22 protein-coding genes are annotated in these 24,589 nt (G+C 73.1%); 10 read left to right on the top strand and 12 right to left on the bottom strand.

What is annotated here, in order from left to right:
* Window positions 1-5 precede the first annotated feature (5 nt).
* Window positions 6-491: a transcription elongation factor GreA gene (greA, locus tag QUV83_RS00215; RefSeq protein ID WP_289561573.1), complete on the bottom strand. Its 486-nt coding sequence runs from the start codon at window positions 489-491 to the stop codon at window positions 6-8.
* A gap of 218 nt (window positions 492-709) precedes the next feature.
* Window positions 710-1,132 (bottom strand): DUF4307 domain-containing protein, encoded by a 423-nt coding sequence (locus QUV83_RS00210; protein WP_289561572.1) that lies wholly within the window; start codon window positions 1,130-1,132, stop codon window positions 710-712.
* A gap of 132 nt (window positions 1,133-1,264) precedes the next feature.
* On the opposite strand from QUV83_RS00210, the gene mca reads away from it, so the two are divergent.
* From mca to QUV83_RS00195, 3 genes are read left to right on the top strand one after another with little or no spacing between them, the layout of a single operon-like run.
* Window positions 1,265-2,122, top strand: coding sequence for a mycothiol conjugate amidase Mca (gene mca, locus QUV83_RS00205; RefSeq protein WP_436231862.1), 858 nt, complete (start codon window positions 1,265-1,267; stop codon window positions 2,120-2,122).
* Window positions 2,119-2,493 (top strand): hypothetical protein, encoded by a 375-nt coding sequence (locus tag QUV83_RS00200; protein WP_289561570.1) that lies wholly within the window; start codon window positions 2,119-2,121, stop codon window positions 2,491-2,493. The genes mca and QUV83_RS00200 overlap by 4 nt, the downstream gene beginning before the upstream one ends.
* Window positions 2,494-2,530: 37 nt before the next feature.
* Window positions 2,531-3,358, top strand: coding sequence for a nitrilase-related carbon-nitrogen hydrolase (locus QUV83_RS00195; protein ID WP_289561569.1), 828 nt, complete (start codon window positions 2,531-2,533; stop codon window positions 3,356-3,358).
* A 17-nt stretch (window positions 3,359-3,375) separates the two neighbouring features.
* On the opposite strand, the gene trhA is transcribed toward QUV83_RS00195, so the two are convergent.
* A complete protein-coding gene (gene trhA / locus QUV83_RS00190) occupies window positions 3,376-4,050 on the bottom strand; it encodes a PAQR family membrane homeostasis protein TrhA (RefSeq protein WP_289561568.1) in 675 nt (224 codons plus the stop codon).
* Window positions 4,051-4,234: 184 nt separating this feature from the next.
* Between trhA and QUV83_RS00185 the strand changes: the two genes are divergently transcribed.
* Both QUV83_RS00185 and QUV83_RS00180 read left to right on the top strand, forming a co-directional pair.
* Window positions 4,235-4,996: an isoprenyl transferase gene (locus tag QUV83_RS00185; protein ID WP_289561567.1), complete on the top strand. Its 762-nt coding sequence runs from the start codon at window positions 4,235-4,237 to the stop codon at window positions 4,994-4,996.
* Between the two features lie 314 nt (window positions 4,997-5,310).
* The gene (locus QUV83_RS00180) at window positions 5,311-6,678 is read left to right on the top strand and encodes a PhoH family protein (protein WP_289562113.1); all 1,368 of its coding nucleotides are present in this window, start codon (window positions 5,311-5,313) and stop codon (window positions 6,676-6,678) included.
* 30 nt (window positions 6,679-6,708) lie between these two features.
* Here QUV83_RS00180 and QUV83_RS00175 read toward each other — a convergent pair whose 3' ends face one another.
* The 6 genes from QUV83_RS00175 to QUV83_RS00150 all read right to left on the bottom strand — a co-directional run bounded on the left by QUV83_RS00175 (window position 6,709) and on the right by QUV83_RS00150 (window position 16,895).
* Window positions 6,709-7,377: an ABC transporter ATP-binding protein gene (locus QUV83_RS00175; protein WP_289562111.1), complete on the bottom strand. Its 669-nt coding sequence runs from the start codon at window positions 7,375-7,377 to the stop codon at window positions 6,709-6,711.
* A 44-nt stretch (window positions 7,378-7,421) separates the two neighbouring features.
* Window positions 7,422-8,420, bottom strand: coding sequence for an ABC transporter ATP-binding protein (locus QUV83_RS00170; RefSeq protein WP_289561566.1), 999 nt, complete (start codon window positions 8,418-8,420; stop codon window positions 7,422-7,424).
* A gap of 66 nt (window positions 8,421-8,486) precedes the next feature.
* The gene (locus QUV83_RS00165; RefSeq protein ID WP_289561565.1) at window positions 8,487-11,258 is read right to left on the bottom strand and encodes an FtsX-like permease family protein; all 2,772 of its coding nucleotides are present in this window, start codon (window positions 11,256-11,258) and stop codon (window positions 8,487-8,489) included.
* Window positions 11,255-14,551 carry an FtsX-like permease family protein gene (locus tag QUV83_RS00160; RefSeq protein ID WP_289561564.1) on the bottom strand — a complete coding sequence of 1,099 codons (3,297 nt, stop codon included), beginning with the start codon at window positions 14,549-14,551 and terminating at the stop codon, window positions 11,255-11,257. Before QUV83_RS00160 ends, QUV83_RS00165 begins: the two co-directional genes overlap by 4 nt.
* A gap of 205 nt (window positions 14,552-14,756) precedes the next feature.
* The gene (locus QUV83_RS00155; protein ID WP_436231854.1) at window positions 14,757-16,196 is read right to left on the bottom strand and encodes a class II fumarate hydratase; all 1,440 of its coding nucleotides are present in this window, start codon (window positions 16,194-16,196) and stop codon (window positions 14,757-14,759) included.
* A 42-nt stretch (window positions 16,197-16,238) separates the two neighbouring features.
* Complete coding sequence (locus QUV83_RS00150) at window positions 16,239-16,895, bottom strand: carbonic anhydrase (RefSeq protein ID WP_289561563.1); 657 nt, start codon at window positions 16,893-16,895, stop codon at window positions 16,239-16,241.
* Window positions 16,896-17,038: 143 nt separating this feature from the next.
* Here QUV83_RS00150 and QUV83_RS00145 point away from each other — a divergent pair, with 143 nt between their 5' ends.
* From QUV83_RS00145 to QUV83_RS00125, 5 genes are all read left to right on the top strand, one after another.
* Window positions 17,039-18,331, top strand: a complete 1,293-nt coding sequence (locus QUV83_RS00145; RefSeq protein ID WP_289561562.1) for a sugar ABC transporter substrate-binding protein — start codon at window positions 17,039-17,041, stop codon at window positions 18,329-18,331.
* The gene (locus QUV83_RS00140) at window positions 18,328-19,305 is read left to right on the top strand and encodes a carbohydrate ABC transporter permease (RefSeq protein WP_289561561.1); all 978 of its coding nucleotides are present in this window, start codon (window positions 18,328-18,330) and stop codon (window positions 19,303-19,305) included. The genes QUV83_RS00145 and QUV83_RS00140 overlap by 4 nt, the downstream gene beginning before the upstream one ends.
* A gap of 2 nt (window positions 19,306-19,307) precedes the next feature.
* Window positions 19,308-20,153 (top strand): carbohydrate ABC transporter permease, encoded by an 846-nt coding sequence (locus QUV83_RS00135; RefSeq protein WP_289561560.1) that lies wholly within the window; start codon window positions 19,308-19,310, stop codon window positions 20,151-20,153.
* Window positions 20,154-20,183: 30 nt separating this feature from the next.
* On the top strand, window positions 20,184-21,440 hold the full coding sequence (locus QUV83_RS00130; RefSeq protein WP_289561559.1) for an ABC transporter ATP-binding protein: 1,257 nt from the start codon (window positions 20,184-20,186) through the stop codon (window positions 21,438-21,440).
* Window positions 21,441-21,564: 124 nt separating this feature from the next.
* Entirely contained in the window at window positions 21,565-22,908 is a 1,344-nt protein-coding gene (locus QUV83_RS00125) for a glycoside hydrolase family 15 (RefSeq protein WP_289561558.1), read from the top strand.
* A 42-nt stretch (window positions 22,909-22,950) separates the two neighbouring features.
* Here the strand turns inward: QUV83_RS00125 and QUV83_RS00120 are convergent, their stop codons facing one another.
* The 3 genes from QUV83_RS00120 to QUV83_RS00110 all read right to left on the bottom strand — a co-directional run bounded on the left by QUV83_RS00120 (window position 22,951) and on the right by QUV83_RS00110 (window position 24,589).
* A complete protein-coding gene (locus QUV83_RS00120) occupies window positions 22,951-23,307 on the bottom strand; it encodes an iron chaperone (RefSeq protein ID WP_289561557.1) in 357 nt (118 codons plus the stop codon).
* Window positions 23,308-23,390: 83 nt separating this feature from the next.
* The gene (locus QUV83_RS00115) at window positions 23,391-24,326 is read right to left on the bottom strand and encodes a carbohydrate kinase family protein (RefSeq protein WP_289561556.1); all 936 of its coding nucleotides are present in this window, start codon (window positions 24,324-24,326) and stop codon (window positions 23,391-23,393) included.
* Window positions 24,323-24,589: an exodeoxyribonuclease VII small subunit gene (locus QUV83_RS00110; protein WP_289561555.1), complete on the bottom strand. Its 267-nt coding sequence runs from the start codon at window positions 24,587-24,589 to the stop codon at window positions 24,323-24,325. The genes QUV83_RS00115 and QUV83_RS00110 overlap by 4 nt, the downstream gene beginning before the upstream one ends.

Below are 24,589 nucleotides of genomic sequence, written 5' to 3'. Positions count from 1 at the left end.
TGGGGTCAGCCCTCGAAGGGCTTGGCCGCCTTGATCTCGACGGGGATCTGCGAGCCGTTCGGCGCCTCGTAGCTCACCGTGTCGCCCACCGAGCGGCCGCTGATCGCGGCGCCCAGCGGTGACGTGGGCGAGAAGACGTCGATCTCCGCAGTGCCCGCGATCTCGCGCGAGCCCAGGAGGAAGACCATCTCGTCGCCGGCGACCACTGCCTTGACGACCATGCCGGGCTCGATCACGCCGTCGTCGGGCGGCGTGCCGATCTGCACGTTCCGCAGCTTCTCCTTGAGCTCGCGGATGCGCGCCTCCTGCTTGGCCTGCTCCTCGCGGGCCGCGTGGTAGCCGCCGTTCTCCTTGAGGTCGCCCTCGTCACGCGCGGCGGCGATCCGCTCGGCGATCTCGGTGCGGCCCTCATCCTCGAGGCGTGCGAGCTCAGCCTTGAGCCGGTCGTAGGCCTCCTGCGTCAACCAGGTGGCCTGAGTCGTCTCGGTCACGATCGCTCCTTCCTTGCAACATCGGGGGTGCACGCGTCCGGGCACGGAACCTGTGATCGAGTGAGGTCGTGCCTTCTCGCTCGGTCGCGTCGACCTGTGGTCACGCCTGACCGTCTTGGCGCGTGAATCGACCAGGATAGCAAGGCCCAGGTCCAATCAGAGCGCTGGCGTGCCCGTTTCTTCGCCGCTCAGCGCGGCGCGAACATGCGGCGCCGGGCTCAGGGAGCGGCGTCCGGATCCACGACCCAGCAGGACGTGACCTCGGCCGCCGTCGCGAGCTCGGCGGTGGGTATCGGCTCGCTCACCCGCACCGTGCGGTGCTGGGAGGGCTCCACCACGATGTCGCGGACTCCGACCTCGGCGTAGGCGACGTTCAACGCGTGCACGGCGCATGCGACGGTCGTCCCCGCGTCGCGGGTCACGTCGAACGTGATGTCGGTGTTGTCGTCACCGGTGACGGAGAACCCCACGGTGGACCACTGGACCGGGTCGCGCAGCACGCCCATGCCGGTCCACACCCCGACCGGCACGGCGATGACCGCGATCACCGCGGCGGGCACTGCCCACGCCGGCCAGCGGCGCGCGCGGGGCTCGGGGCCATAGCGGCCGACGGGCGGCCGGGTCGGGGTCGACTCGCTCACAGCAGGGCTCCTCGCGGGGGCTCGGGGCGCCGGACGTCGCCGGCGTGCGCGATCATTGTCTCTCGCCCGCCGCGCGCCGAGCGCCGGGTCGTCCCACAGGAGGTTGCGGTGACCGGAGAACGGCTGCGCTTGATGGCCGTGCACGCCCATCCCGACGACGAGTCGAGCAAGGGCGCCGCGTCGATGGCCCGATATGCGGCGGAGGGCGTCGACGTGCTCGTCGTGACGTGCACCGGCGGTGAGCGCGGCGACGTGCTCAACCCGCACTACCCGCCCGTCACCGGGGGCCCCGCGGAGATGAACGCGATCCGCCGCGCCGAGATGGCCGCCGCCGCGCAGGCGCTCGGCGTCCGCCAGGAGTGGCTCGGTTTCGTGGACTCCGGGCTGCCCGAGGGCGACCCGCTGCCGCCGCTGCCCGAGGGCTGCTTCGCGCTGGTGCCGCTGGAGGACGCCGCCGAGCCGCTCGTGCGGCTGGTGCGCGAGTTCCGGCCGCATGTCATGACCACGTACGACCCCACGGGCGGCTACCCGCACCCGGACCACATCATGACCCACCGCGTCTCCGCCGAGGCCTTCGCCGCCGCCGGGGACCCCGAGCGCTACCGGGACTCCGGCGAGCCCTGGGAGCCGCTGAAGCTGTACTACAACCACGGCTTCTCGATGGCGCGGATACGAGCCGCCCATGAGGCTCTGCTCGCGCTGGGCCAGGAGTCCCCGTTCGGCGAGTGGGTGGAGTCGCGCGCCGCCCGGGAGATCCCGGAGCGGGAGGTCACCACCCGGATCCAGTGCGCCGACTGGTTCGACGCCCGCGACGAGGCGCTGCGCGCGCACGCCACGCAGATCGACCCCACCGGCTTCTTCTTCGCGTTCCCGCGCGACATCGAGCGCGAGGTGTGGCCGTTCGAGGAGTACGAGCTCGCGGAGTCCCGCGTGCCGACGACGTTGCCGGAGGACGACCTGTTCGCCGGGGTGCGAGAGGTGGCCGAGTGAACGTCCCCGCAATGCTGGCGCTGGCCGTCAGCCCGTCTCCCTCGCCGACCTCCGGGGCCGTCGGGTCGCAGGCGGGCTCGCCGGGCATCCTCGGGTTCCTCGTGACGTTCGCCGTCGCGCTTGCCGCGATCGGCCTGTTCTTCGGGCTGACGCGCCAGCTGCGCCGGATGGAGCACCGCGCGGAGCAGATGGGCCTTGAGGGGCGCCGTCGGGTGGACGGCCCGTGGCCGGGAGCGGTCGAGCCCGTGGCCGCGGAGCCGGCGGAGCCTGCCGAGGTGGTGACGGGCGACGGCGCGGGTGGCGGCGAGCCGGGCCTCGGCGCGCAGGCGCCCGCCGACGGCGTCGACGAGCCGGACGCCGTCCGGCCATGACCCCGGGCCGGGCGGGGCAGCCGACGTGGTGGCCGCGATGAGCGGCACAGCCCCGCCCGCGCGGCCCGCGGTCCGCGTCACGATCGGCCAGCTCGCGATCAGCGAGGACCACGCCGCGAACCGGCTCGCCGTGGTGGACGCGCTGCGCACCGCCGCGCGCGCGAGGGCCGATCTGCTGGTGCTGCCCGAGTACGCCTCGGGCTTCGACCCGCGCGGCGTCGGCCCCGAGCATGCCGAGGCGCTGGACGGCCCCTTCGTCAGCATGCTGCGCGAGCAGGCCGCCAAGACCGGCGTCGCCGTGGTGGCCGGGACCATGCTGCCGGGCGCCTCGCCCGCGCGCGGGGTCAACGCCGTGGTCGCGGTGGACGGCTCCGGGGCGCTGCTGGGCGTGTACCGCAAGGTGCACCTGTACGACGCGTTCGGGCACCGCGAGTCCGACCGGCTCGAGGCGGGCCCACCCGAGGCTCCGCCGCTGCTGCTGGACGTCGGCGGGCTGCGGTTCGGCGTGCTGACCTGCTACGACCTGCGCTTCCCGGAATCGGCCCGCAGGCTGGTGGACGCGGGCGCCCAGGTGCTGGTGATTCCCGCTGCCTGGGCGGCGGGGGAGCTCAAGGCGCTGCACTGGCGCACGCTCGCCGTCGCCCGCGCGATCGAGAACACCGCGGCGGTGGTGGCCGTCGGGCAGGCTGGGCGCGGGGTGGTGGGGCGCTCACTGCTGGTGGCGCCTGACGGTGTGGTGGGCCTGGAGCTCGACGACAAGCCGGGCATCCGCACGGCCGACATCGACGGCGCCGCGCTGGCGGCGGTGCGGGAGCGCAATCCGTCGCTGCGCCACCGCCGGTACGGGGTGGTCCCGCTCGACTGAGCGGCGGCCTGGGCTCGTCAGGCGCTGGCGTGCGAGGCGATGGCGACGGCGACGTACGTGCAGGTGAACCCGATGATGGTCAGCGCGTGGAAGATCTCGTGGAACCCGAACCAGCGGGGGCTCGGGTTGGGCCGCTTGAGCGCGTAGACGACGGCGCCGGCGATGTAGGCGACGCCGCAGGCGATGATCAGCCAGACGGCGGCGACCCCGCCGGGCGCCTCCCAGAACTGGGGCAGGAACCCGAGCGCGACACAGCCCAGGGCCACGTAGATCGGGGTGTAGACCCATCGCGGGGCGCCGAGCCACAGCACGCGCGCCAGCAGCCCGAGCACGGCCCCGGACCACACGACGATCAGCAGGATGTCGCGGGTGCGCGGCGGCAGCAGGAGGGCTGCCAGCGGGGTGTAGGTGCCCGCGATGATGAGGAAGATGTTGGAGTGGTCCAGGCGGCGCAGCACGCCTGTGACGCGCGGCGACCAGGTGCCGCGGTGGTACACCGCGCTAGTGCCGAAGAGCAGGATCGACGTGAAGCCGAAGACTGCGGACGACCAGCGCGCGGTGAAGGTGGGTGCGGTGGCGACCAGCACGATCGACGCCACGAGGACCAGCGGGAACATTCCTGCGTGGAGCCAGCCGCGCAGGCGTGGCTTGATCGCGGTGGCAACGTCCTCGACTGTCTGTGGGATGTCCACTGGCGTCCGTCCTGTGCGTGCCGCGGGATACGGCTTCTGGGCAGCTGGAGCATAACTTACGAGACCGTAGGTTACGTGTGCGTAGGTAGTGGTCGATGTCGGGCGGATCGGTCATCGACACGGCGTGGGGCGAGTACCGTGTGTGCCCGGAAGAGCCTCAGCACCTCGAAGGAGCGTTCTGCGCGTGCGCCTGCCCCATCCGCTCTACGGCATCTACGAGCGACGCATCGCCGCCTCGCTCTCGCCGGAGCAGGTGCCGCGCCATGTCGGCGTCATTCTCGACGGTAACCGGCGTTGGGCGCGCACCGTGGGAGCGTCCGCCGCGACTGGCCACCAGCGCGGCGCGGACAAGATCTCCGACCTGCTCACCTGGAGCGAGGAGATCGGCGTCGAGGTCGTCACACTGTGGATGCTCTCCACCGACAACCTCTCCCGCTCCGCCGAGGAGCTCACGGCGCTGCTCGCCATCATCGAGGACGCGGTCCGCGACCTCGCGAGCACCGGGCGCTGGCGCGTGCAGGCCGTCGGCTCGCTCGACCTGCTGCCCGAGGCCACCGTGCAGGCACTCAAGGACGCCGAGGCGAGCACCCGCGACATCGCCGGGCTGCACGTCAACGTGGCCGTCGGCTACGGCGGCCGCCGGGAGATCGCCGACGCGGTCCGCTCCATCCTGCGCCAGCACGCCCAGGCCGGCACCAGCCTCGACGAGCTGGCCGAGTCGTTCAGCGTCGAGCACATCGCCGAGCATCTCTACACCAAGGGCCAGCCCGACCCCGACCTGGTCATCCGCACCTCCGGGGAGCAGCGGCTCGGCGGCTTCCTGCTGTGGCAGAGCGCGCACTCCGAGTACTACTTCTGCGAGGCGTACTGGCCCGACTTCCGCCGGGTCGACTTCCTCCGAGCGGTGCGCGCCTACGCCGCGCGGGAGCGCCGGCTCGGCCGCTGAGCCGGCGCCGTCGGACGGCCGGCGGGGACCGCGGCCACGATCCGGTGAACATCGCGTGACAGGCACGCGTGTCGGGAGCGAACCCTCTCAGACCCGGCGTAGCGTTCGCCGCGACGGACGGCATCCGCCGTCCCCGGGAGGCCAGCCCATGGAGCAGACGCTCCAGGAGGAGGGCCGGATCCGGCCCCCGCGGCCGGCCGACCTCGTCCCGTCACCTCGTGCCACCGACCGCCCGTGCCCAGGCGGAACAGCATGAGGGGCCCGATGCGGCGCCGCTGAGGCGCCGGAGGGAGCCTGCCGTGGTCAAGCAAGAGCTGCGAGTCCCCGCACCGACGAGCCCGGGGGACAGCCCGGCCGACGACCATCGGCGCACGCACGTGCTGGACACCTCCGTCCTGCTGGCGGACCCCCAAGCCATTCAGCGCTTCGCGGAGCACGACGTGGTCCTGCCGGTCGTGGTCGTCACCGAGCTCGAGGGCAAGCGGCACCACGCCGAGCTCGGCTACTTCGCCCGATCGGCGCTGCGGATGCTCGACGACCTGCGGGTGGTGCACGGGCGGCTGGACGTGCCGATCCCGCTGGGCCGCCAGGGCGGCACGCTGCGCGTCGAGCTCAACCACACCGACCCGTCAGCGCTGCCCGCGGGGTTCCGGCTGGGCGACAACGACTCACGGATCCTCGCCGTCGCCGCGAACCTCGCCGCCGAGGGCCGCGACGTCACAGTCGTGTCGAAGGACCTGCCGATGCGGGTCAAGGCCTCAGCGCTGGGGCTGCGCGCCGAGGAGTACCGCGCCGAGCTGGCCGTCGACTCCGGGTGGACCGGCATGGACGCGCTCGACGTCACCGAGCAGGACATGGCCCGCCTATGGGACGAGGAGGGCCTCGGGCTCGCCGAGCTCGACGCGGCGGACGCGGCGGCCCCCGCCCTGCCCGAGCTTCCCTGCCACACCGGCCTCGTGCTGCACTCGCCACGCGGGTCGGCCCTCGGCAGGGTCACGGCGGACAAGCGCGTGCAGCTCGTGCGGGGCGACCGGGAGGCGTTCGGGCTGCGCGGACGCAGCGCCGAGCAGCGCATCGCCATCGACCTGCTGCTCGACGAGGCCATCGGCATCGTGTCCCTGGGCGGCCGGGCGGGGACGGGCAAGTCGGCGCTGGCCCTGTGCGCCGGCCTCGAGGCGGTGCTCGAACGCGGCCAGCACCGCAAGGTGATGGTGTTCCGGCCGCTGTACGCGGTGGGCGGCCAGGACCTCGGCTACCTGCCCGGCACCGAGGCGGAGAAGATGGGCCCGTGGGCGCAGGCCGTCTTCGACACCCTCGGCGCGCTGGTCAGCCCCGACGTGGTCGCCGAGGTCATGGCCCGGGACCTGCTCGAGGTGCTGCCCCTGACGCACATCCGCGGGCGCTCCCTGCATGACGCCTACGTGATCGTCGACGAGGCGCAGTCCCTGGAGCGCAACGTGCTGCTCACCGTGCTGTCCCGCATCGGGCAGGGCTCCCGTGTGGTGCTCACCCACGACGTGGCGCAGCGGGACAACCTGCGCGTGGGGCGCCACGACGGGGTCGCCGCCGTGATCGAGGCGCTCAAGGGTCACCCGCTGTTCGCGCACATCACCCTGACGCGGTCAGAGCGCTCGCCGGTGGCCGCGCTCGTCACCGAGATGCTCGAGGGCATCGAGGGCTGATTCACGCGGCCGGATCGGGACGGCGGGCGGTCACCCCTCGACGAGGCGGCCGTCCGCCAGCCGGATCACGCGGTCGGCGAGGTCGATCATCAACGGGTCGTGCGTGGAGACGATGGCCGTCATGCCCTCGGCCTGCACCACCGCGCGCAGCAACGCCATCACGGCCAGGCCTGTCTCGGTGTCGAGCTGGCCGGTCGGCTCGTCGGCGATGAGCAGGCGGGGCGAGTTGGCCAGCGCGCGGGCGATCGCGACGCGCTGCTGCTGCCCGCCGGAGAGCTCCCCGGGACGCTGCAACGTGTGCGCGCCCAGGCCCACCAAGTCGAGCAGCAGGGCCACCCGCTCCTCGCGCACGGCGGCCGGGAGCTTGCGCAGCCGCAGCGGGACGCCCACGTTCTCCGCGGCGGAGAGCACCGGCACCAGGCCGAACGTCTGGAAGATGAACGAGACGACGTCGCGGCGCAGCTCGACCAGTCCGCGCTCATCGAGCGAGGTGACCTCCCGCCCGTCGATCACCACCCGGCCGGCGTCCGGCCGGTCCAGGCCGCCGATGATGTTCAGCAGGGTCGTCTTGCCCGAGCCCGACTTGCCGACCAGCGCCACGAGCTCGCCAGGCTGCACGGTGAACCCCACGTCCTGCACCGCGTGCACCGCGGCGGCGCCACTGCCGAACGTGCGGCTCACGCCCTGCACGGCGACCATCGGCTCGCCGGTGGTGGACGGCGTCGGGGTGGTGGCGGTGCTGGTCACGGCTGCTCCTCGGTGACGGCGGGGACGGCGGGGACGGCGGGCTGCGCGCGGGGCCGGTCCGGCCACACCGCGACATGGCTCGACTCGAGCGCGAGCCGCACCCGGTCGCTGAGCTCGAGCACCTCGCGGTACTCGCGCGGGAGCTGCACGCGGCCGGCGCGGTCGAGCACCGCGTACTCCTCGGCGACCACGGACTCGGAGCCGTGCTCGTCAGTGTGGGTGCGGCGCAGCACCTCGGAGCTGGTGCGCCCGTCGCGGATGGAGACTGTGCGCTGCACATGCTCGCTGACCGACGGGTCGTGCGTGACGACCACCACCGTGACGCCCAGCTCGCGGTTGACGGCGCGCAGGGACTGGAGCACCTCCACGGACGTCGCGGTGTCGAGCTGGCCGGTGGGCTCGTCGGCGAACAGCACCTGTGGGGACGCGGCGAGGGCCACGCCGATGGCCACGCGCTGCTGCTCGCCGCCGGACATCTGCGACGGGCGCCGGGCCGCGCAGTACCCCACGCCGAGCATGTCGAGCAGCTCGACCGCCCGGGCGGCCCGCTGGCGACGGCCCACGCCCGCGAGCGCGAGCGGCAGCTCGACGTTCTGCGCGGCGTCGAGGTAGGGCACGAGGTTGCGCGCGGTCTGCTGCCACACGAAGCCGACCATCGAGCGCCGGTAGGCGACCCGCTGGCGCGCTGTCATCGCCATCAGGTCCCACGGCCCCACCCGCACGCGGCCAGCGGTGGGCACGTCGAGGCCCGAGAGCACCGACAGCAGCGTCGACTTGCCCGATCCGGAGGCGCCGATGATGGCGACCTCCTCCCCGGCCTCGATGAGCAGGTCCAGGCCCTGCAGGGCCTGCACCTCGATGCCCTCCGACTGGTAGATGCGCACCAGGTTGTCGCATGCGATCAGGGCGTTGTGCCCGAACTCGTCGGGGCGGCGCCGCGCGCGGTCCTCGAGTGCCTCGAGCGTCTCGAGGTCGTCGGTCTGGGTGGTGCTCACCTGTCGTCTCCCGTCGTTCGCCCTGCTGTGATGGTCGTGCGTCCTGGCGTGTCCCTCATCGCCCCCTCACCGCTCCCCGACGCGCAGCACGTCCCCGAGCCGGTCACGGCGTCGCACGGCTGTCTCGACGGCGATGCTCACGGCCAGCGCGAGCGCGCTGGCGCCGATGGCGACGCCGACCGACGCCCAGTCCAGGGTCACCGGCCCGGGTCGCAACTCGCCGGTCAGCGCGCTGAGGCCCAGGGCGCCGTGCAACATGACCGGCACGGCCACGCCCACGACGACGCCCATGAGCACCGCGGACACCGTGAGCGGCAGGAGCTCGCCCAGGGTGATCCGGCGCGCGAGGCGCGCGTCCAGGCCGAGGGTGCGCAGCGCGGACACGGTGCGGCCGCGCTCGGGCGCGCTGGCCACGACGGTCAGCGCCAGGGTGACCGACGCGAGCGCCGCCAGGATGGCCGCGGAGGCCACGAGGAGGTCGAGCAGGCGCGAGCTGAGCGGTGCGCTGCGGGCGTCGGCGAGCCATTGCCCGCGGGTGGTGACAGTGAACTGGGCGTTCTTGTCGAGGCCCACGGCGGTGATGGCAGCCTCCGCCCCGGGGCCGTCCACCCACAACAGGCTGGTCTCAACCACCTCGCCGGACGCCGCGGCGAGTTGCGCGCGGTCGACGATCACGAGCAGCTCGCCGGGCTCTCCGAGGTCGGTGACGCCCACCACGTCGAGCTTGACGAAGTCCTCGCCGTGGAAGATGGAGGCGCCCGCCTCGGCCGCGATATCCGCCAACGCGGGGGAGACCACGGCCTTGGGCTCGCCCGTGCCGCCAGGCCCGTCGAGGAGCCGCAGCTCGCCGCCGTACCGCTCGTCGTGCGAGTCCAGCAACTGGTCGAGGCCGGTGGCGTCGGCGGCCAGCACCGTCACCTTGATGTCCGAGCCGCGGTTGAAGGTCCGGTCGGTGGTGCGCTGCGCGGCCGCGACGGTGCTCACCCCGGGCTGCGCGAGCACCTGGGCGGCGTCGTCGTCGAGCACCGGGCCGTCGATCCGCACCTCCGCGCCGACCTGTTGTGTCGACGCCCGCACCTGGCCGTCGCCGACGGTCGCGGCGATGCTGCCGGAGAACACGACGAGCGCGGTGCAGACCGCCAGGGCGAGCAGCGGCAGGCCGCCACCGGCCGCCCCGGCGGCGCGCGCAGTGGCGACGACGGCGACGAGGCCACGACTGCGGGTCGCCGCCCGCGCGGACGCGCGGAGCGCCACGGGCAGCACGCGCAGGGCGACGACGGTGGCCGCCCCGGCCATCAGCGCGGGCGTGGCGCTGAGCAGCAGGTCCGCGCCGCCCGTCTGCGACTGGAGCAGGCCGCGCGCGCGGAGGGCGCCCACCGCCCCGACAGCCAGCAGCACCACGGCGGCCTCGGCCACCACGCGGCGGGTCCGTCGCCTGGTGGCCAGGCGCTCGCGGTCGCTGCGATTCGCCGGGACCTGGCGGCCGCCCCAGGCACGGGCCACGAGGAACGCCCCGCCGACGGGGACGGCGACTGCCGCCACGCCGGCGACGATCAGCGCCGGCCACCACGTCCACGCCGCGCCGTAGGCCATCGGGATCGCCCCCAGGAGGGCCAGTGCGAAGCCCAGGGCAGTCAGCGGGACGGACTCGAGGCCGAGCCGGAGGGCGACGGAGGCCACCGACGCGCCCCGCGCGCGCTCGGCGACCAGCACCGGCCGGCGACGCTCCAGGACGAGCCTCGCGGCGAGCAGCAGGGCGAGCGACCCCACCAGCACCAGGCCCGCGAGCACCACTGACGCTTGCGCCTGCGCGCCGCGCAACTGGCGCTGGAACTCGGGCAGCACGGCGGTGAGAGCGGAGCTCACCGCGGGCGCGCCGTAGCGGGTCATCAGTGGCCTGGTGTCCAGGATGGTCCTGGCCAGCGACTGCTCGAGTGCGGCGGCCCGGTCGCTCCGCAGTTCGTCGGTGAGCAACGGGTACCGCACCTCGAGGACCTGGGCGGGGCCGAGCACGGCCAGCGCGGCGTCAGGCAGCGAGTCGTCGCCCAGCATCACGCCGAACACCGTCTGGGCGTCCGCGCCGCGGGTTGTCCTCCACTCCAGGAGCGCGTCCGCCGCCGCCCACCCCGGGTCGGAGGCCCCGGTGGCGTCGAAAACCCCCGAGACGACCAGCACGGTCTCGCCCCGGGTGCCGCGCACGACCGGCACCTCCTGCCCCACCTCGAGCCCGAGGGCCTGCGCGTTGTGCTCCGAGACCGCCACCCCGACGCGACGCGGGCCGATGGGCGCGCCGTTCTCGTCTTCCTCCCGCTCCGACGGGGTGGCGGGCGCCCCGCCCTCCACCCAGCGCACGTCGGCCGGGTCCTGGCTCGACCACCAGGAGTACTGGGCAATGGACTGCTTCCCGCCCAGCGCCACGGCAGTGTGCGCCGAGAAGATGGCCTGTGGCTCGCCGGTCACCGCGCTGAGCTCAGGGGCGAGCGCCTCGTCCATCCGGTCCACGGTGGTGCGGAGCCGGCTCGCGGCATCGCTCGGACGGTCTCCGGGAACGGCCTCGGCGATGGAGACGGGCAGCCGCGCGACCACGTCGGCCGACGTCCCCGCGCGTTCTGCCGCGCCTTGCAGCCCGGCGTCGGCGCCGCTGGCGAGCAGGCGCGGGCCGCTCAGGGTGAGGAAGCACAGCACGGTGATGAGCAGCAGCTGCCCCGCGAGCAGGCCCCGGTCGGACTGGGCGCGGTTGCGGGCCATGAGCGCTGATCCGCCGACGGTGGCGCGCACGGCGCGTGTCAGCGCAGCCCGGCGCCCGGGCTGTGGGGATGGTGAGGTCGGTGTGGTCATCGGTCGTCCCCCAGTCGCAGGAGCTCAGCGGAGGCTCGGCGCATGAGCGTGCCCGCGGTGAGCGTGATGGCGACGCCGGCCAGTGTCACGATGCCCAGCAGCAGGACGGCCTGCCCGGGCCAGTCCCACACCAGCCGGGCCGCGGGGAGCGGGGGCCCGCCGCTGGCGCCGAGCGTGAGCAGGGGGGCCACGAGCCTGGCCAGGAAGGCGCCGACAACCGCGCCGGCGCCCACGCCCAGCGCCATCAGCAGGGCGTGCTCGGCCACCACCGATCGCACCAGTGTCGAGCGCGCCGCGCCCAGCGCCTGCAGCCGGGCCAACTCCAGGCGTCGCTGACGCACCGAGACGGTGGCGCTCATCGTCAGGCCCACGACCGCGAGCACGGCAGCGGCCAGGGTGATGAGGAGCAGCGCCGCCGTCACCGACACCCGCAGCGGCCCGCGGGCAAGGTCGTCCTCGACCTGGACTCGGCTGACGGCGGTTCCGCCATGTCGTTGGCGGATCTCCGCCACCACGGCGTCAGCGTCCGCATCGTCGACCTCCAGCCACCACTCATCCACCAGGTTCTCGTCGAAGCCGGCACTGGCGAGCCAGCGAGTGAGGGTCGTCCGGTCCACCAGCAGCGCGTCCTGGCCGGGCACGGAGGGGAGGTGGGGCACGACGTCCACGATCTGCGCCCACACCACAAGCCCTCCCACCATCAGCGCGGTGTCGTCCCCGACCTTGAGGCCCACCTCGTCGAGCAGCCTGGCCGAGGCGATGGCGGGCACCGTGCCATTCGCGTCGAAGACTGTGGCGACGAAGGTCGCGTCACCGAAACGCAGGAAGGGGTCGACGCCTGGCTGGCGCACGACGAGCGGCTCCGCGCCCTGGCCGCCAGCGATGGCGAGCAGGGACACCGAGCCGGTGGGGTCGGGTGGCGTGCGGGCCGTCCACTCGCCGCCGTCGAGCGTCGTCGGCGTCTCGACGCCTGCCTGGTCGACGGCCAGGAGCGAGGAGAGCTCGACCGTGAAGGGGACGCCCTGCGTGATCGGCACGAGCGAGTCCTCGGCCTGATCCGGCTTGGCGAAGAGCTGCCCGGTGAACCCCACCACGGTCAACGGCTCGGCAAACCGCGCGTCGTCCCCGGCCAGGGCGATGGCGACCTCCCGGGGCGCGCCATCGAGCGGCACCATGTTCTCCGGGCCCCGCGAGACGATGACCCCGTGCGCGTCCTGGACCAGGACGCGCATGCGCATGACCATGGCGCCCTCCTCCGACGAAGCCCCGCTCACGGTCACGGCGAGCTTCATGGTCCCCGATGGCAGGGGAGCCCAACCGCCGGACTCCACGCCGTCGGGGCGCAGGAGGTCGTCCCACGCGGACGCGTCCTCACGGCCCCGGACGAGTGCCGGCGCCTGCGCGGCGTCGACGGCGAGGAGGTGGACGGTGCTGGCCTTGCCGTCCAGGGAGCCCATGTCCACGCGGCTGCCCAGCGACACGGACCGGGAGGCCACAGCCGAGACAGCGGAGACCCCGTCCAGCCCGGCGATGGCGCTGGACTGCTCTTGGGGGCCGAGGGGGAGCCGGTCGACGCGCACATCCGTCCCGACGCCGACAGCGGACTGCTCCGTCTGCGAGAGCGTCCACGTGGCCAGGAGCGACTGCGCGAAGACGCCGATGGCGATCGCGAGCGTCAGGATGAGCATGGCCCCGGTGGCCCGCCGGGGGCGGCGTCCGACTTCCCAGGCGGCCAGCGGCGCCGCGAGGGAGCGGCTGCGCCCGGCCCGGCGCTCGGCGGCCGCCGCGACCAGCGGGAGCAGTCGGAGCGCAATGGCAGCGCCTGCCAGCAGGAACAGCGCCGGGCCCACCACCAGCACCGGGTCCACGCCTCCCGTGCGCAGCACGGGGGAGCGGTACTGGCGCAGTTGGAGGTAGGCGACCACGGCGAGCGCCACAAGTGCCACGTCGAGCCCGGAGCGCGTCATCATCGCGTGCCGGTCCTGGCGCACCTGGGCCTGCTCCGCGTCGACCACGCTGGTGGTGCGGCGCAGCAGAGGCACCACGAGCACCGCGCCGAACAGCAACGCGGCTCCGGCGCAGGCGAGCCAGAGCAGGGCCGGCATACCGGCGTCGGCCGGCAGTCCGGCCGCCGCGAGCCACGCCTCGTCCGCGAGGACCCGGTACACGCCGCGGGCGATCCACGGCGCCGCCGCCACCGTCAGTGCCGCCACCCCTGCGGCCTCCAGCACGCCCAGCCCCACGAGCTGGGCTCGCGACGCGCCTCGTGACGTCAGCAGCGCCTCCTCGCCGGTGCGCCGCTCGGTGAGGAGCCGGGCACTGAGCTGCAGCACGCTCGCGGTGAGCGCCAGGAGCATCAGGCTCAGCACGATCAGCGCCACCCGGGTCACGGCGAGCCCGGCGCGGGCACTGTCGAGGCTCGCGGCGAGCCGGCTCGTGAACGTGGCGCTCTGCGCCGAGGCGGTCATCGCCTTGGCCAGGTCCACGCGCGCGTCGTCGAGCCGGGTGCGCAGGCGGTCCAGCGTGGCGGCGTCCGCGCCCACGACGTCGGGCCGCAGGACGATATACGCGGTGTCCAGCGCGATCTGGGGGGAGCGCATGGCCGTCGGGGTGGCGAGCAGCGGCCCGTACGCGACAGTCATGGAGTATCCCCAGGAGCCGGGCACGGGGTACTCCCGGTCGACGGATGCCCCGGAGAGCGGGTCCCTGGACCAGAAGAGGGCGGCGTACAGGGGCTCGTACACCCCGACGACCACCACGTCCACGGCGGAGCTCGAGGTGTACGCGCGCAGCGGCACCACGTCGCCCGGCTGCCAGCCGAGCTCGTCGGCGGCGACGCGCGGGACGGCGACCTCGACGCGGTCCGCGGCGCCGTCCTGCGGCCACTGCCCGGCGACGAGCCGGGCGCCCTCGGTGGTGGCGTCGAAGGCCCCGAGGAGCAACGCCACGTCGAGCGCCCCCGCGGTGGGCGAGGGGTGCCGGTACGCGGTGGAGAGCAGCCACTCGTGCCGGGTGGCGGCCACGTCCCCGACGGTGGCCTCCAGCGCGCCGATGGCGGAGTCGAGCGCCTCCTCGCCGCTGTGCGCGCCGACCGACAGGGTGGCCTCGAGCTGCAGCTCGGACGTCTGGCGGCGGGCGAGGTCGGCGGCGACTGCCCGCTCGTTGCTGGTCGAGTACAGCAGGGTGAAGGCCCCGATCAGCCCCGCTCCCGCTAGGGCGACCACCAGCACCGCCGCGAGCACGGTCCGTTGGGTCGCTGCCCGTCGCAGCACGATCCCGGTCGCCCACCGCACGCTGTGATCCCCTTGCCGCCGGTTTCGCCCCCCCTTGTCGAGCAAGGGCGCCCGCCACCTGACCGGTGACGGGCGCCCGAATCTAGCCGCCGTGATGTGGGGTGTGGGAGCGTTTCCGCGCAGTCCGCCGAAGCGCCCGAAGATCGTTACGCCGCCGTGATTTAGGCGACGAACGGCCCCCGTCGAACGTTGTGCGGCAGGTGGGTCAGATGTGCGGCGGACGGGTCATCGCGAGCACGTCGAGCGCCGCGTCGAGCTGCTCCTCGGTGACCTCGCCCCGCTCCACGTAGCCGAGGTCTGCCACGGCCTCGCGCACGGTCATGCCGTGCTTGACCGAGTGCTTGGCGATCTTCGCGGCGGCCTCGTAGCCGATCACCCGGTTCAGCGGCGTCACGATCGACGGGGAGGACTCCGCCAGCGCCCGCGCCCGCTCGACGTTCGCCTCGATGCCGGACACCGTCTTGTCGGCGAGGAGCGTCGAGGCGTTCGCGAGCAGCCGGATCGACTCCAGGACGCCCAGCGCGATCACGGGGATCTGCACGTTGAGCTCGAACGACCCGCTGGCGCCGGCCCAGGCGACCGTCGCGTCGTTGCCGATGACGCGCGCGGCCACCATGAGCACCGCCTCGGGGATCACCGGGTTGACCTTGCCGGGCATGATCGACGAGCCGGGCTGCAGGTCGGGGATGAAGATCTCCCCGAGGCCGGTGTTGGGGCCCGATCCCATCCAGCGCAGGTCGTTGCAGATCTTCGTCAGGCTCACCGCGATGGTGCGCAGCGCCCCGGACAGCTCGACCAGCCCGTCACGGGCGCTCTGCGCCTCGAAGTGGTCGCGCGCCTCCGTCAACGGCAGCCCCGTGTCCTCGCGCAGCAGCGCGATGACCCGCTGCGGGAAGCCCGCCGGGGTGTTGATGCCGGTGCCGACGGCCGTCCCGCCGAGCGGCACCTCCGCGACCCGGGGCAACGCCGACTGCAGGCGCTCCACGCCGTAGCGGATCGCCGCGGCGTAGCCGCCGAACTCCTGGCCGAGGGTCACGGGCGTGGCGTCCATGAGGTGCGTGCGACCCGACTTCACGACGGTGGCGAACTGCTCGGCCTTCGCCTCGAGCGCCCCGGCCAGGTGCTCGAGCGCGGGGATGAGGTCGCGGACGACGCCGGCGGTGGCCGCCACGTGCACGGAGGTGGGGAACACGTCGTTGGAGGACTGCGAGGCGTTGACGTGGTCGTTCGGGTGCACCGGCCGGCCCAGGCGGGCCGAGGCCAGCGTGGCCAGCACCTCGTTGGTGTTCATGTTGGAGGACGTGCCCGAGCCCGTCTGGAACACGTCGATCGGGAAGTGCTGGTCGTGGGCGCCCGAGGCGACCTCGTCGGCGGCTGCGGTGACGGCGGCGGCGATGTCGGCGTCCAGCACCCCCAGCTCGGCGTTCGCGAGGGCGGCGGCCTTCTTGATCCGGGCCAGGGCCTCGATGTGGCCGCGCTCGAGTCGCGTGCCCGAGATGGGGAAGTTCTCCACGGCCCGTTGGGTCTGGGCCCGGTACAGCGCGTCGGCGGGGACGAGGACCTCGCCCATCGTGTCGTGTTCGATGCGGAATCCCTCGGGAGAGGCGGTCATGGGGGCGGCGGCGTCATTGGCGTGCTCACTCATGGGCGCATCTTCTCACTGAGCGTCATCCGGGCGGGCCGGCTCTCACCGTGCCGGTGGGGCGTCCTCCGCGACGTCGCCGATCGTCTCGGACAGGTGCACCCGGCCGTCCGCGAGGGTGTACTCGACGCCGACGATCGCGCACCGCCCCTCGGCCACCGCGTCCGCGAGCGAGCGCGAGTAGCTGTCGAGCATCTGCACCGTGTGGCGCACGTGCTCATGCCCCAGCTGCTCGGCGGAGACGGTGGCCAGCCCGGGGCCGTCGGCCGCTCCCGTCAGCGACACGATGGAGGGGATGACGCGGTCGACGATGGCGCGCACGAAGCCGTCCGGCACGACGCCGGTGGTCAGCGCCGACGTGGCGGCGGCCACCGCCCCGCAGCTGTCGTGCCCCAGGACCACCACGAGCGACGCGCCCAGGATGTCGACGCCGTACTCGATGGACCCGATCACCGTGGTGTCGAGAACGTGGCCCGCGGTGCGCACCACGAACACGTCGCCGAGCCCCTGGTCGAAGATGATCTCGGCGGCCACGCGGCTGTCCGAGCAGCCGAAGATCACGGCGAAGGGGGCCTGCGAGGCGCTCAACTCCGCCCGGCGGGCGATGCCCTGGGAGGGGTGCGCCATCTCGTCGCGCACGAACCTCTCGTTTCCGGCGAGCAGCGCGGACCATGCCTGGGCTGGGGTGGCGGGTCGAGACATGGCGTCATCGTCGCAGCACAGGCCGAACGTCCCACATCACGACCGCGATGTGGTCGCCCCGCGCCCACCCGCGCCCGAGTGGCAGAGGGACAAACCGGGGTGTAGTCCTTGAGTTCAGTGCCGCGCAGCAGCGGGGGGGCAGCGTGCGACGACGAACGAGGCTGGTCAGCACGGCGGTCGCGATCGCGGTCGTCGGAGGGCTCGCGGCGTGTGGGGACTCCGGGTCCAGCGCGCCAACGCTCACGTGGTACATCAACCCAGACGACGGCGGACAGGCGCAGATCGCCAAGGAGTGCACCGAGGCGGCCGACGGGGCTTACACGATCGAGGTGTCGGTGCTTCCCCGCGACGCCAGCTCGCAGCGCGAGCAGCTCGCGCGGCGGCTCGCGGCGAAGGACTCCTCGATCGACCTGATGAGCCTGGACCCGCCGTTCATCCCCGAGCTGGCCGAGCCGGGCTTCCTGGCGCCCGTGCCGGACGACGTCAAGGATCGGGTGACCCAGGACGTCGTGGCCGGAGCGCTCGCGGGGGCGACCTGGAAGGACGAGCTCGTCACGGTGCCGTTCTGGGCGAACACCCAGCTGCTCTGGTACCGGAAGTCGGTGGCGGCGGCCGCGGGGCTCGACATGACCCAGCCGGTGACCTGGGACCAGCTCATCGACGCGGTGCGCACCCAGGACGTGTACCTGGCAGTCCAGGGGACCAAGGCCGAGTCGCTCACGGTGTGGATCAACGCGCTGGTCGCCTCGGCGGGCGGGGAGATCGTGGTGAACCCCACCGCCGACGCGCAAGACCTCGAGCTCGGCCTGGAGTCGGACGCCGGCCGGGAGGCGGCGCGCATCATCGGCACCATCGGCAAGGAGGGCCTCGGCGGCCCGGGGCTGCCCACCGAGGACGAGAACGCGGGCCTGTCGGTGTTCCAGGGGGACAAGGGCTCGTTCATGGTGAACTGGCCGTTCGTCTGGTCGGCCACCAAGGCCGGCGTCGAGGACGGCACGCTCACGCAGGCCCTGCTCGACGACATCGGCTGGGCCCTGTACCCCCGCGTGGACGCCGCCACCCCGGCGGGCACGCCCTACGGCGGCATCAACCTGGGGGTCGGGGCGTTCAGCAAGCACACCGACCTGGCGTACCAGGCGGCGGAGTGCATCGTGACGCCTGAGCACCAGGCCTACTACTTCGCCACCAACGGCAACCCGGCGTCGAACACCGCCGCCTACACCGACGCCGCGGTGCTCGAGGCCTACCCGATGGCGCCCGTCATCCGCGAGTCGCTCGAGCAGGCAGTCCCACGGCCCCAGACGCCGTACTACAACGACGTCTCCATCGGCTTGCAGGAGACCTGGCACCCGCCGTCGTCAGTCGACCCCGACTCGACGCCGCGGCGGTCGACGGACTTCATCACGGCCGTGCTGCGAGGGGAGCGACTCCTGTGAGCACCGATGCGACACGTGAGCGCGGCCGGCACCGGGAGCCCGGCGCCACCGACGCGGAGCAGAAGGCGAAGGCCGCGCACAGCGACCGCACCAAGGCGGAGGCGCGGCTCGGGTGGTACCTCGCGGGGCCGGCGTTCGTCATCATGCTGGCCGTCACGCTGTACCCGATCCTGCAGGCCTTCTACGACTCGCTGTTCCGGTACCGGCTGACGACGCCCGACGACAAGGCGTTCATCTGGTTCGAGAACTACTGGGTGATCCTGCGCGACGGGCTGTTCTGGCAGTCGGTGGGGGTGACGCTGTTCATCACCGTGGTGACGGTGATCGTGGAGCTCATCCTGGGCTTCGCGCTGGCCCTGGTGATGCACCGCGCGATCCGGCGCCTGCGGGGCCTGCTGCGCACCGCGATCCTGGTGCCGTACGGGATCATCACCGTCGTCTCGGCGTTCGCGTGGTTCTACGCGTTCGACATCAACTCCGGGTACGTCAACCACTGGTTCGACTGGGTGCCGGGCATCTCCCCGGACCTCAACTGGTTCGCGCAGACCGGCACCAGCCTGTTCGTGATCATCGCCTCCGAGATCTGGAAGACGACGCCGTTCATCTCGCTGCTGCTGCTCTCCGGGCTGGCGCAGGTGCCCGGCGACCTCGAGGAGGCCGCGGAGGTGGACGGCGCCACCGCGTGGCAGCGGTTCCGGCGCGTGATCATCCCCAACATGAAGGCCGCGATCATGGTGGCCGTCCTGTTCCGGGCCCTGGACGCGTTCCGCATCTTCGACAACGTGTTCATCATGACCAACGGCGCCAACGGCACCACTGTGCTGTCCCTGCTGGCCTACAAGACGTCGATCGGCCGGCTCGAGATCGGGCTCGGCTCCGCGATCTCGGTGCTGCTCTTCCTGTGCGTGATCCTCATCTGCTGGGTCGCGATCAAGCTCTTCAAGGTCGACCTCGCCAGCGCGAGAGGGGAGTAGCGATGACCGGGACGCTGACGGGCCGGCAACGCTTCTGGTGGGCCGTGATCTCCGTGCTGGTGCTGCTGTGGGCGCTGTTCCCGGTGGTGTCGATCTTCGCGACGTCGTTCAAGCTGCCCAGCCAGCTCAACCTCGGGCTGTTCTGGCCCAAGACCTGGACCACCAGCAACTACGAGCAGATCTTGGTGGGCGACGCGAAGACCCTGTTCCTGTCTGCGCTGCGCAACTCCATCGGCATCTCGCTGATCGCCACGGCCGTCGCGGTGGTGCTGGCCACGCTCGCGGCGTACGCCATCGGCCGGCTCGACTTCCCCGGCAAGCGGCTCATCCTGACCGCAGCGCTCGGGGTGTCGATCTTCCCGGCCATCTCGATCGTCACGCCGCTGTTCAACCTGTGGCGCAACATCGGCCTCTACGACACATGGCTCGGCCTGATCATCCCGTACCTGTCGCTGACGCTGCCGATCTCCATCTGGACGCTCGCGGCGTTCTTCCGGCAGATCCCCTGGGAGCTGGAGCAGGCCGCGCAGGTGGACGGCGCCACGAGCTGGCAGGCGTTCCGCAAGGCGATCGTCCCGCTGGCAGCCCCGGGCGTCTTCACCACGGCGCTGATCGCGTTCTTCATCGCGTGGAACGACTTCGTCTACGGCATCTCGCTGACGTCCACCGACCGGGCCCGGCCCGTGCCGGCGGCGCTCGCGTTCTTCACCGGCGCCTCGCAGTTCGAGGAGCCGACCGGCGCGATCTCCGCCGCGGCGGTGGTCGTCACCATCCCCGTCGTCATCCTCGTCCTGCTGTTCCAGCGGCAGATCGTCGCCGGCCTCACCCAGGGCGCCGTCAAGGGCTGACGCCGCCCCACCCCTCTCGAGGAGAAGCACATGGCCTCCATCACCCTCAAGGACATCGTCAAGGTGTACGGCGACGGCTACCTCGCCGTGAAGGGCGTGAGCCTGGACATCGCCGAGGGCGAGTTCGTCATCCTCGTCGGGCCGTCGGGCTGCGGGAAGTCCACGCTGCTGCGGATGATCGTGGGCCTCGAGGACATCACCTCCGGCGACCTGCTCATCGACGGCGAGCGCGTCAACGAGGAGGCGCCCCGCAAACGCCGCCTGGCGATGGTCTTCCAGAACTACGCGCTGTACCCGCACCTGACGGTGTTCGAGAACATCGCGTTCCCGCTGCGGCTCGAGCGCGGCCAGTTCACCGAGGAGCAGATCCGGGAGAAGGTGCGGTTCGCCGCCGAGACCCTGGAGCTGCAGGACCACCTGGACCGCAAGCCGGCGAACCTGTCCGGCGGGCAGCGGCAGCGGGTGGCGATGGGCCGCGCGATCGTGCGCGACGCCCGCGCGTTCCTGTTCGACGAGCCGCTGTCGAACCTCGACGCGAAGCTGCGCGGGCAGATGCGCACCGAGATCTCCCGGCTGCAACGCTCACTCGGCATCACCACGGTCTACGTCACCCACGACCAGACGGAGGCCATGACGCTGGGCGACCGGGTGGCGGTGCTCCGCAAGGGCGAGCTGCAGCAGATCGCCAGCCCGCGCGGCCTCTACGAGCAGCCCGTCAACCTGTTCGTCGCCGGGTTCATCGGATCCCCGCCGATGAACTTCCTGCCCGGCGAGGTCGAGGGCGACGTGCTGCGCCTGCCCATCGCGGACGTGCCGATGACCCCCGAGCTGCGGGAGCGGCTCGGCGACCGGCGCCTCGTGATCGTCGGCATCCGCCCCGACCACTTCGTCGACGCGGCACTGCTCGAGGAGCACAAGCGCGAGTCCGGCGTGACCTTCGACGCGGTGGTGGACGTCATCGAGTGGCTGGGCTCCGAGCTGTACGCCTACGTGCCGTTCGAGACGCACCCCGACGTCGCCGCCAAGCTCGACGAGCTCGACCGCGACCTCGACGGGGAGAGCATGCGCACCCAGCTCGTCGCGGCCCTCAGCTCGGAGTCGCGCGTGCGGGACGGTGACACGCACGCGCTGTGGTTCGACCCCGCGCGGATGCTCATCTTCGACCCCGAGACCTGGGACAACCTCACCTACAACGAGGAAGCGGTGCGGGCCCTCGACGACCAGAACGAGCAGGACCGCAAGGCGGCGCTGGAACGGGCAGCGGCCCGGCTCTCCGCGGCGAGCTGACCGAGCGGCCGGGCGCGCCCGCGTCGATAAGGTGGGGCGCATGGGCGGGCGACGGGGCGCATCGACACCTCCGGCCCCGCTGGACGGAGCCCCTGGTCACCGGGCGGGATCCCGCCGCGCCAGCATGCGCCTGCTGGGCGTCAGCGGGCTGGCCGCGGTCATCATCGTCGCGGGGTTCCCGGCGCCCTCGGTGGAGCGCGCGCGCTTCGACGTGCGGGCGCTGAAGTCGCAGACCGCGGTGCTCACGCCCACCGGCGTGGTGGCCGTGCGTGCGGGCGACACAGTCCAGCGCTTCGCGGGCACGAACGTGCTGCTGACCCAGGAGGGCGGCGCCGAGCACGCGGCGTCAGCGGCACTCGCGGACGAGCAGCGCCGATGGCTCGCGTCGGGCGACGTGCCCGGGCCCGAGGATCACAAGGACATGGCCCGGCAGGCGCTCCTCGACCTCGACACCATGCTGTTGGAGGACGGCGCGCTGCTCGCCGCCCCGAACGGCGCCTGGCGGTACACCTGGCCGCGGGACGCGAGCTTCGCCGCGGTGGCGCTCAGCCGCACCGGCCACACCGACGACGCAGCCCGCATCCTGCTGCACCTGGCCGACCTGCAGTCTGCGGACGGGACGTTCCAGGCCCGGTACGCGACCGACGGCAGCGGGCTGCCACCGGACGACCGCGGCGTCCAGCTCGACGGCGACGGGTGGTTCCTCTGGGCGGCCGCCGAGTGGCTGGAGCAGGCGCCCGAGGACGGCCGCGCGTCGGTGCTCTCCCGGCTGCGGCCCGCGCTCACCCGAGCCGTCGACGCGATCGAGGCGTCCATCGACCCGATGACCGGGTCGCCCAAGCCCAGCCCGGACTACTGGGAGGTCCCGGAGACCGGCGTCACCCTCGGCTCGATCAGCGCCCTGCTGCTCGGGGCGCGCTCAGTCCAGGAGCTGGCCGGCGCCGCGCCCCGAGGCGCCCAAGCGCAGTGGACCGGTGAGCTGGCCGCCCGTGGGGCCGCTCTCGAGGCGCTGCTGGAGGGCGCCGTGCACCGGGACTTCGCGGCGCACGGGTACCCGCGGCATGCGGGCGGCGCGCTGCTCGACGCGAGCGTCGCGTTCCTGATGCCGCCGTTCGCCCCCGCCGACGCCGAGGTCCGCGCCGCATGGGAGCGGGCCGCCGTGGTCATGAGCCGTCCCGCCGGAGGGCTCGCGCCGGGGGAGGGCTGGCACAGCGACGGGATCTCGTGGACGCCGCAGACGGCGCTGTTCGCGCTCGCGGCCGCGGCCTCCGGTGACGACGTGCAGGCGACCGGGTGGTTGGCCTGGCTGGACGCGCACCGCACCGCCGCCGGGTCGCTTCCCGAGAAGGTGCTGTGGAACGGGCAACCGGCGGAGGTGGCCCCGCTGTCTTGGACGTCGGCGCTGGTGCTGCTGGCGCTCGTCGAGCTCGACGAGCGCCAGGTCGGGGCCCTGGCCGCCCGCGGCTGAGCGGCCCGGGCGCCCGCCGTGCCTGCGCTGACCCGGGGCCGGTCAGCCGCGCTTCGCCGCGATCTCCGTCAGCCGGGCCTCGACGAGCGCGGCGAGGAGCTCGCGCGGAAGCGGCGCGTCCACGGGCACTCGCACGGCGCCCTTCGACGTGGAGTACCCCGTCAACTGGTCCGCCAGGGTGGTCGTCACGGCGCCGCTCATCGGCAGGTACTGGCAGTGCCGGGCCGCGAAGCCGATCCCCGCCACGCCCTTGCCGCCCACGGTGAAGGTCGGCAGGCCGTAGGAGATCGTCTCGACCGCCTCGGGGAGCAGCTCGGCGAGTGTGGCGCGCATGGCCAGCAGCGTCGTCCGATGGGGCTCGGGTGCGGAGGCGAAGTACGCCTCGACGTCATCGGTCATCGCAGTGCACCGTCCCCTTCGTCGATGGAGCCCAGCCGTCGTCGACTGACCTCAGCCTTCGCCGAGCTCAGCCTTCGCCGAGCTCAGCCCTCGCCGAGCTCGGCAGCCGTCGGCGGGTTGGCGCCCGGCCGCGACACGGTGATCGCCGCGATCCTCGCGCACCGTTCCAGGATGGCCTCCACCGTCTCCGGCGGCACGTCGCGCAGCGCGTCCCGGCGCTCGGCGCCCAGCAGCCCGGCACTCCACAGCCCGTCGATGAGCCCGGACATGAACGAGTCCCCGGCGCCCACGGTGTCCGCCACCGTGACCGTCGGGGCGGCCACCATCAGCCGTGCCCCGGAGTTGGTCGACGCGAACGCGCCCTTGCCGCCGTGGGTGACGACCACGAGCGACGGGCCGCGGCGGGTCCACTCCTCGGCGATCTCCGCGGGGGCGATGCCGGGCAGCAGCCACGCGAGGTCCTCGTCGCTGACCTTCACCACGTCGGACTGCAGCACCAGCGCCTCGACCACCGGCAGCGCCTGCTCGGGGGAGCCCATCAGGGCGGGGCGCAGGTTCGGGTCGTAGGTGATGGTCGACGTCGGGCGCCGGGCCTCGACGAGCCGCGCGACCTTCGCCGCCCCAGGCTCGAGCACTGCCGCGATCGAGCCGGTGTGCAGCACCAGCGGCGGCTCCGGCGACTCCTCCCAGGTGCTGGGGAGATTCCAGTCGAGGTCGAAGTCGTAGGTGGCGACGCCCTCCTCGTCGAGGGTCGCCGTCGCGATGGAGGTCGAGATCGCCGACTCGGCGCCCTGCAGCACCCGGACGCCCGAGGCGTCGAGGTGGCGGTTCACCAACGCGCCGTACGCGTCGGGCCCGATCCAGGTGAGCAGCTCCGCGGCCCGGCCGAGCCTGGCCAGGCCGAGGGCGACGTTGGCGGGGCTGCCGCCGACGTGCTCGCCGATCGTGCCGTCAGGGCGGCGCACCACGTCGACGAGGGCCTCGCCGACCACCAGCGCGCGACCGGGTGCCGGGCTCATCGCGCGTCCTCCTCGTCGGCGTCGGCCGGGCGGTCCAGGCCCTGCGCGGCCGAGAGGCGCTCACGGGCGCCGTCTAGCCACTGCTGGCAGCGGTTCGCCAGCGCCTCGCCGCGCTCCCACAGCAGGAGCGACTCCTCCAAGCTGGCGCCGCCGGCCTCGAGCCGGGCGACGACGGCGATCAGCTCGTCACGCGCCTCCTCGTAGCTCAGCGCGGCGAGGGCGTCGTCGGGGGCGGGGGACTCGGAGGCAGTGGTCTTCGGCAC

The sequence above is a fragment of the Cellulomonas cellasea genome (assembly GCF_030372105.1).
Classification (GTDB): Bacteria; Actinomycetota; Actinomycetes; order Actinomycetales; family Cellulomonadaceae; genus Cellulomonas_A; species Cellulomonas_A cellasea_A.
The sequence above is the reverse complement of the archived record's forward strand: the minus strand, read 5'-3'. Positions and strand labels throughout refer to the sequence as shown.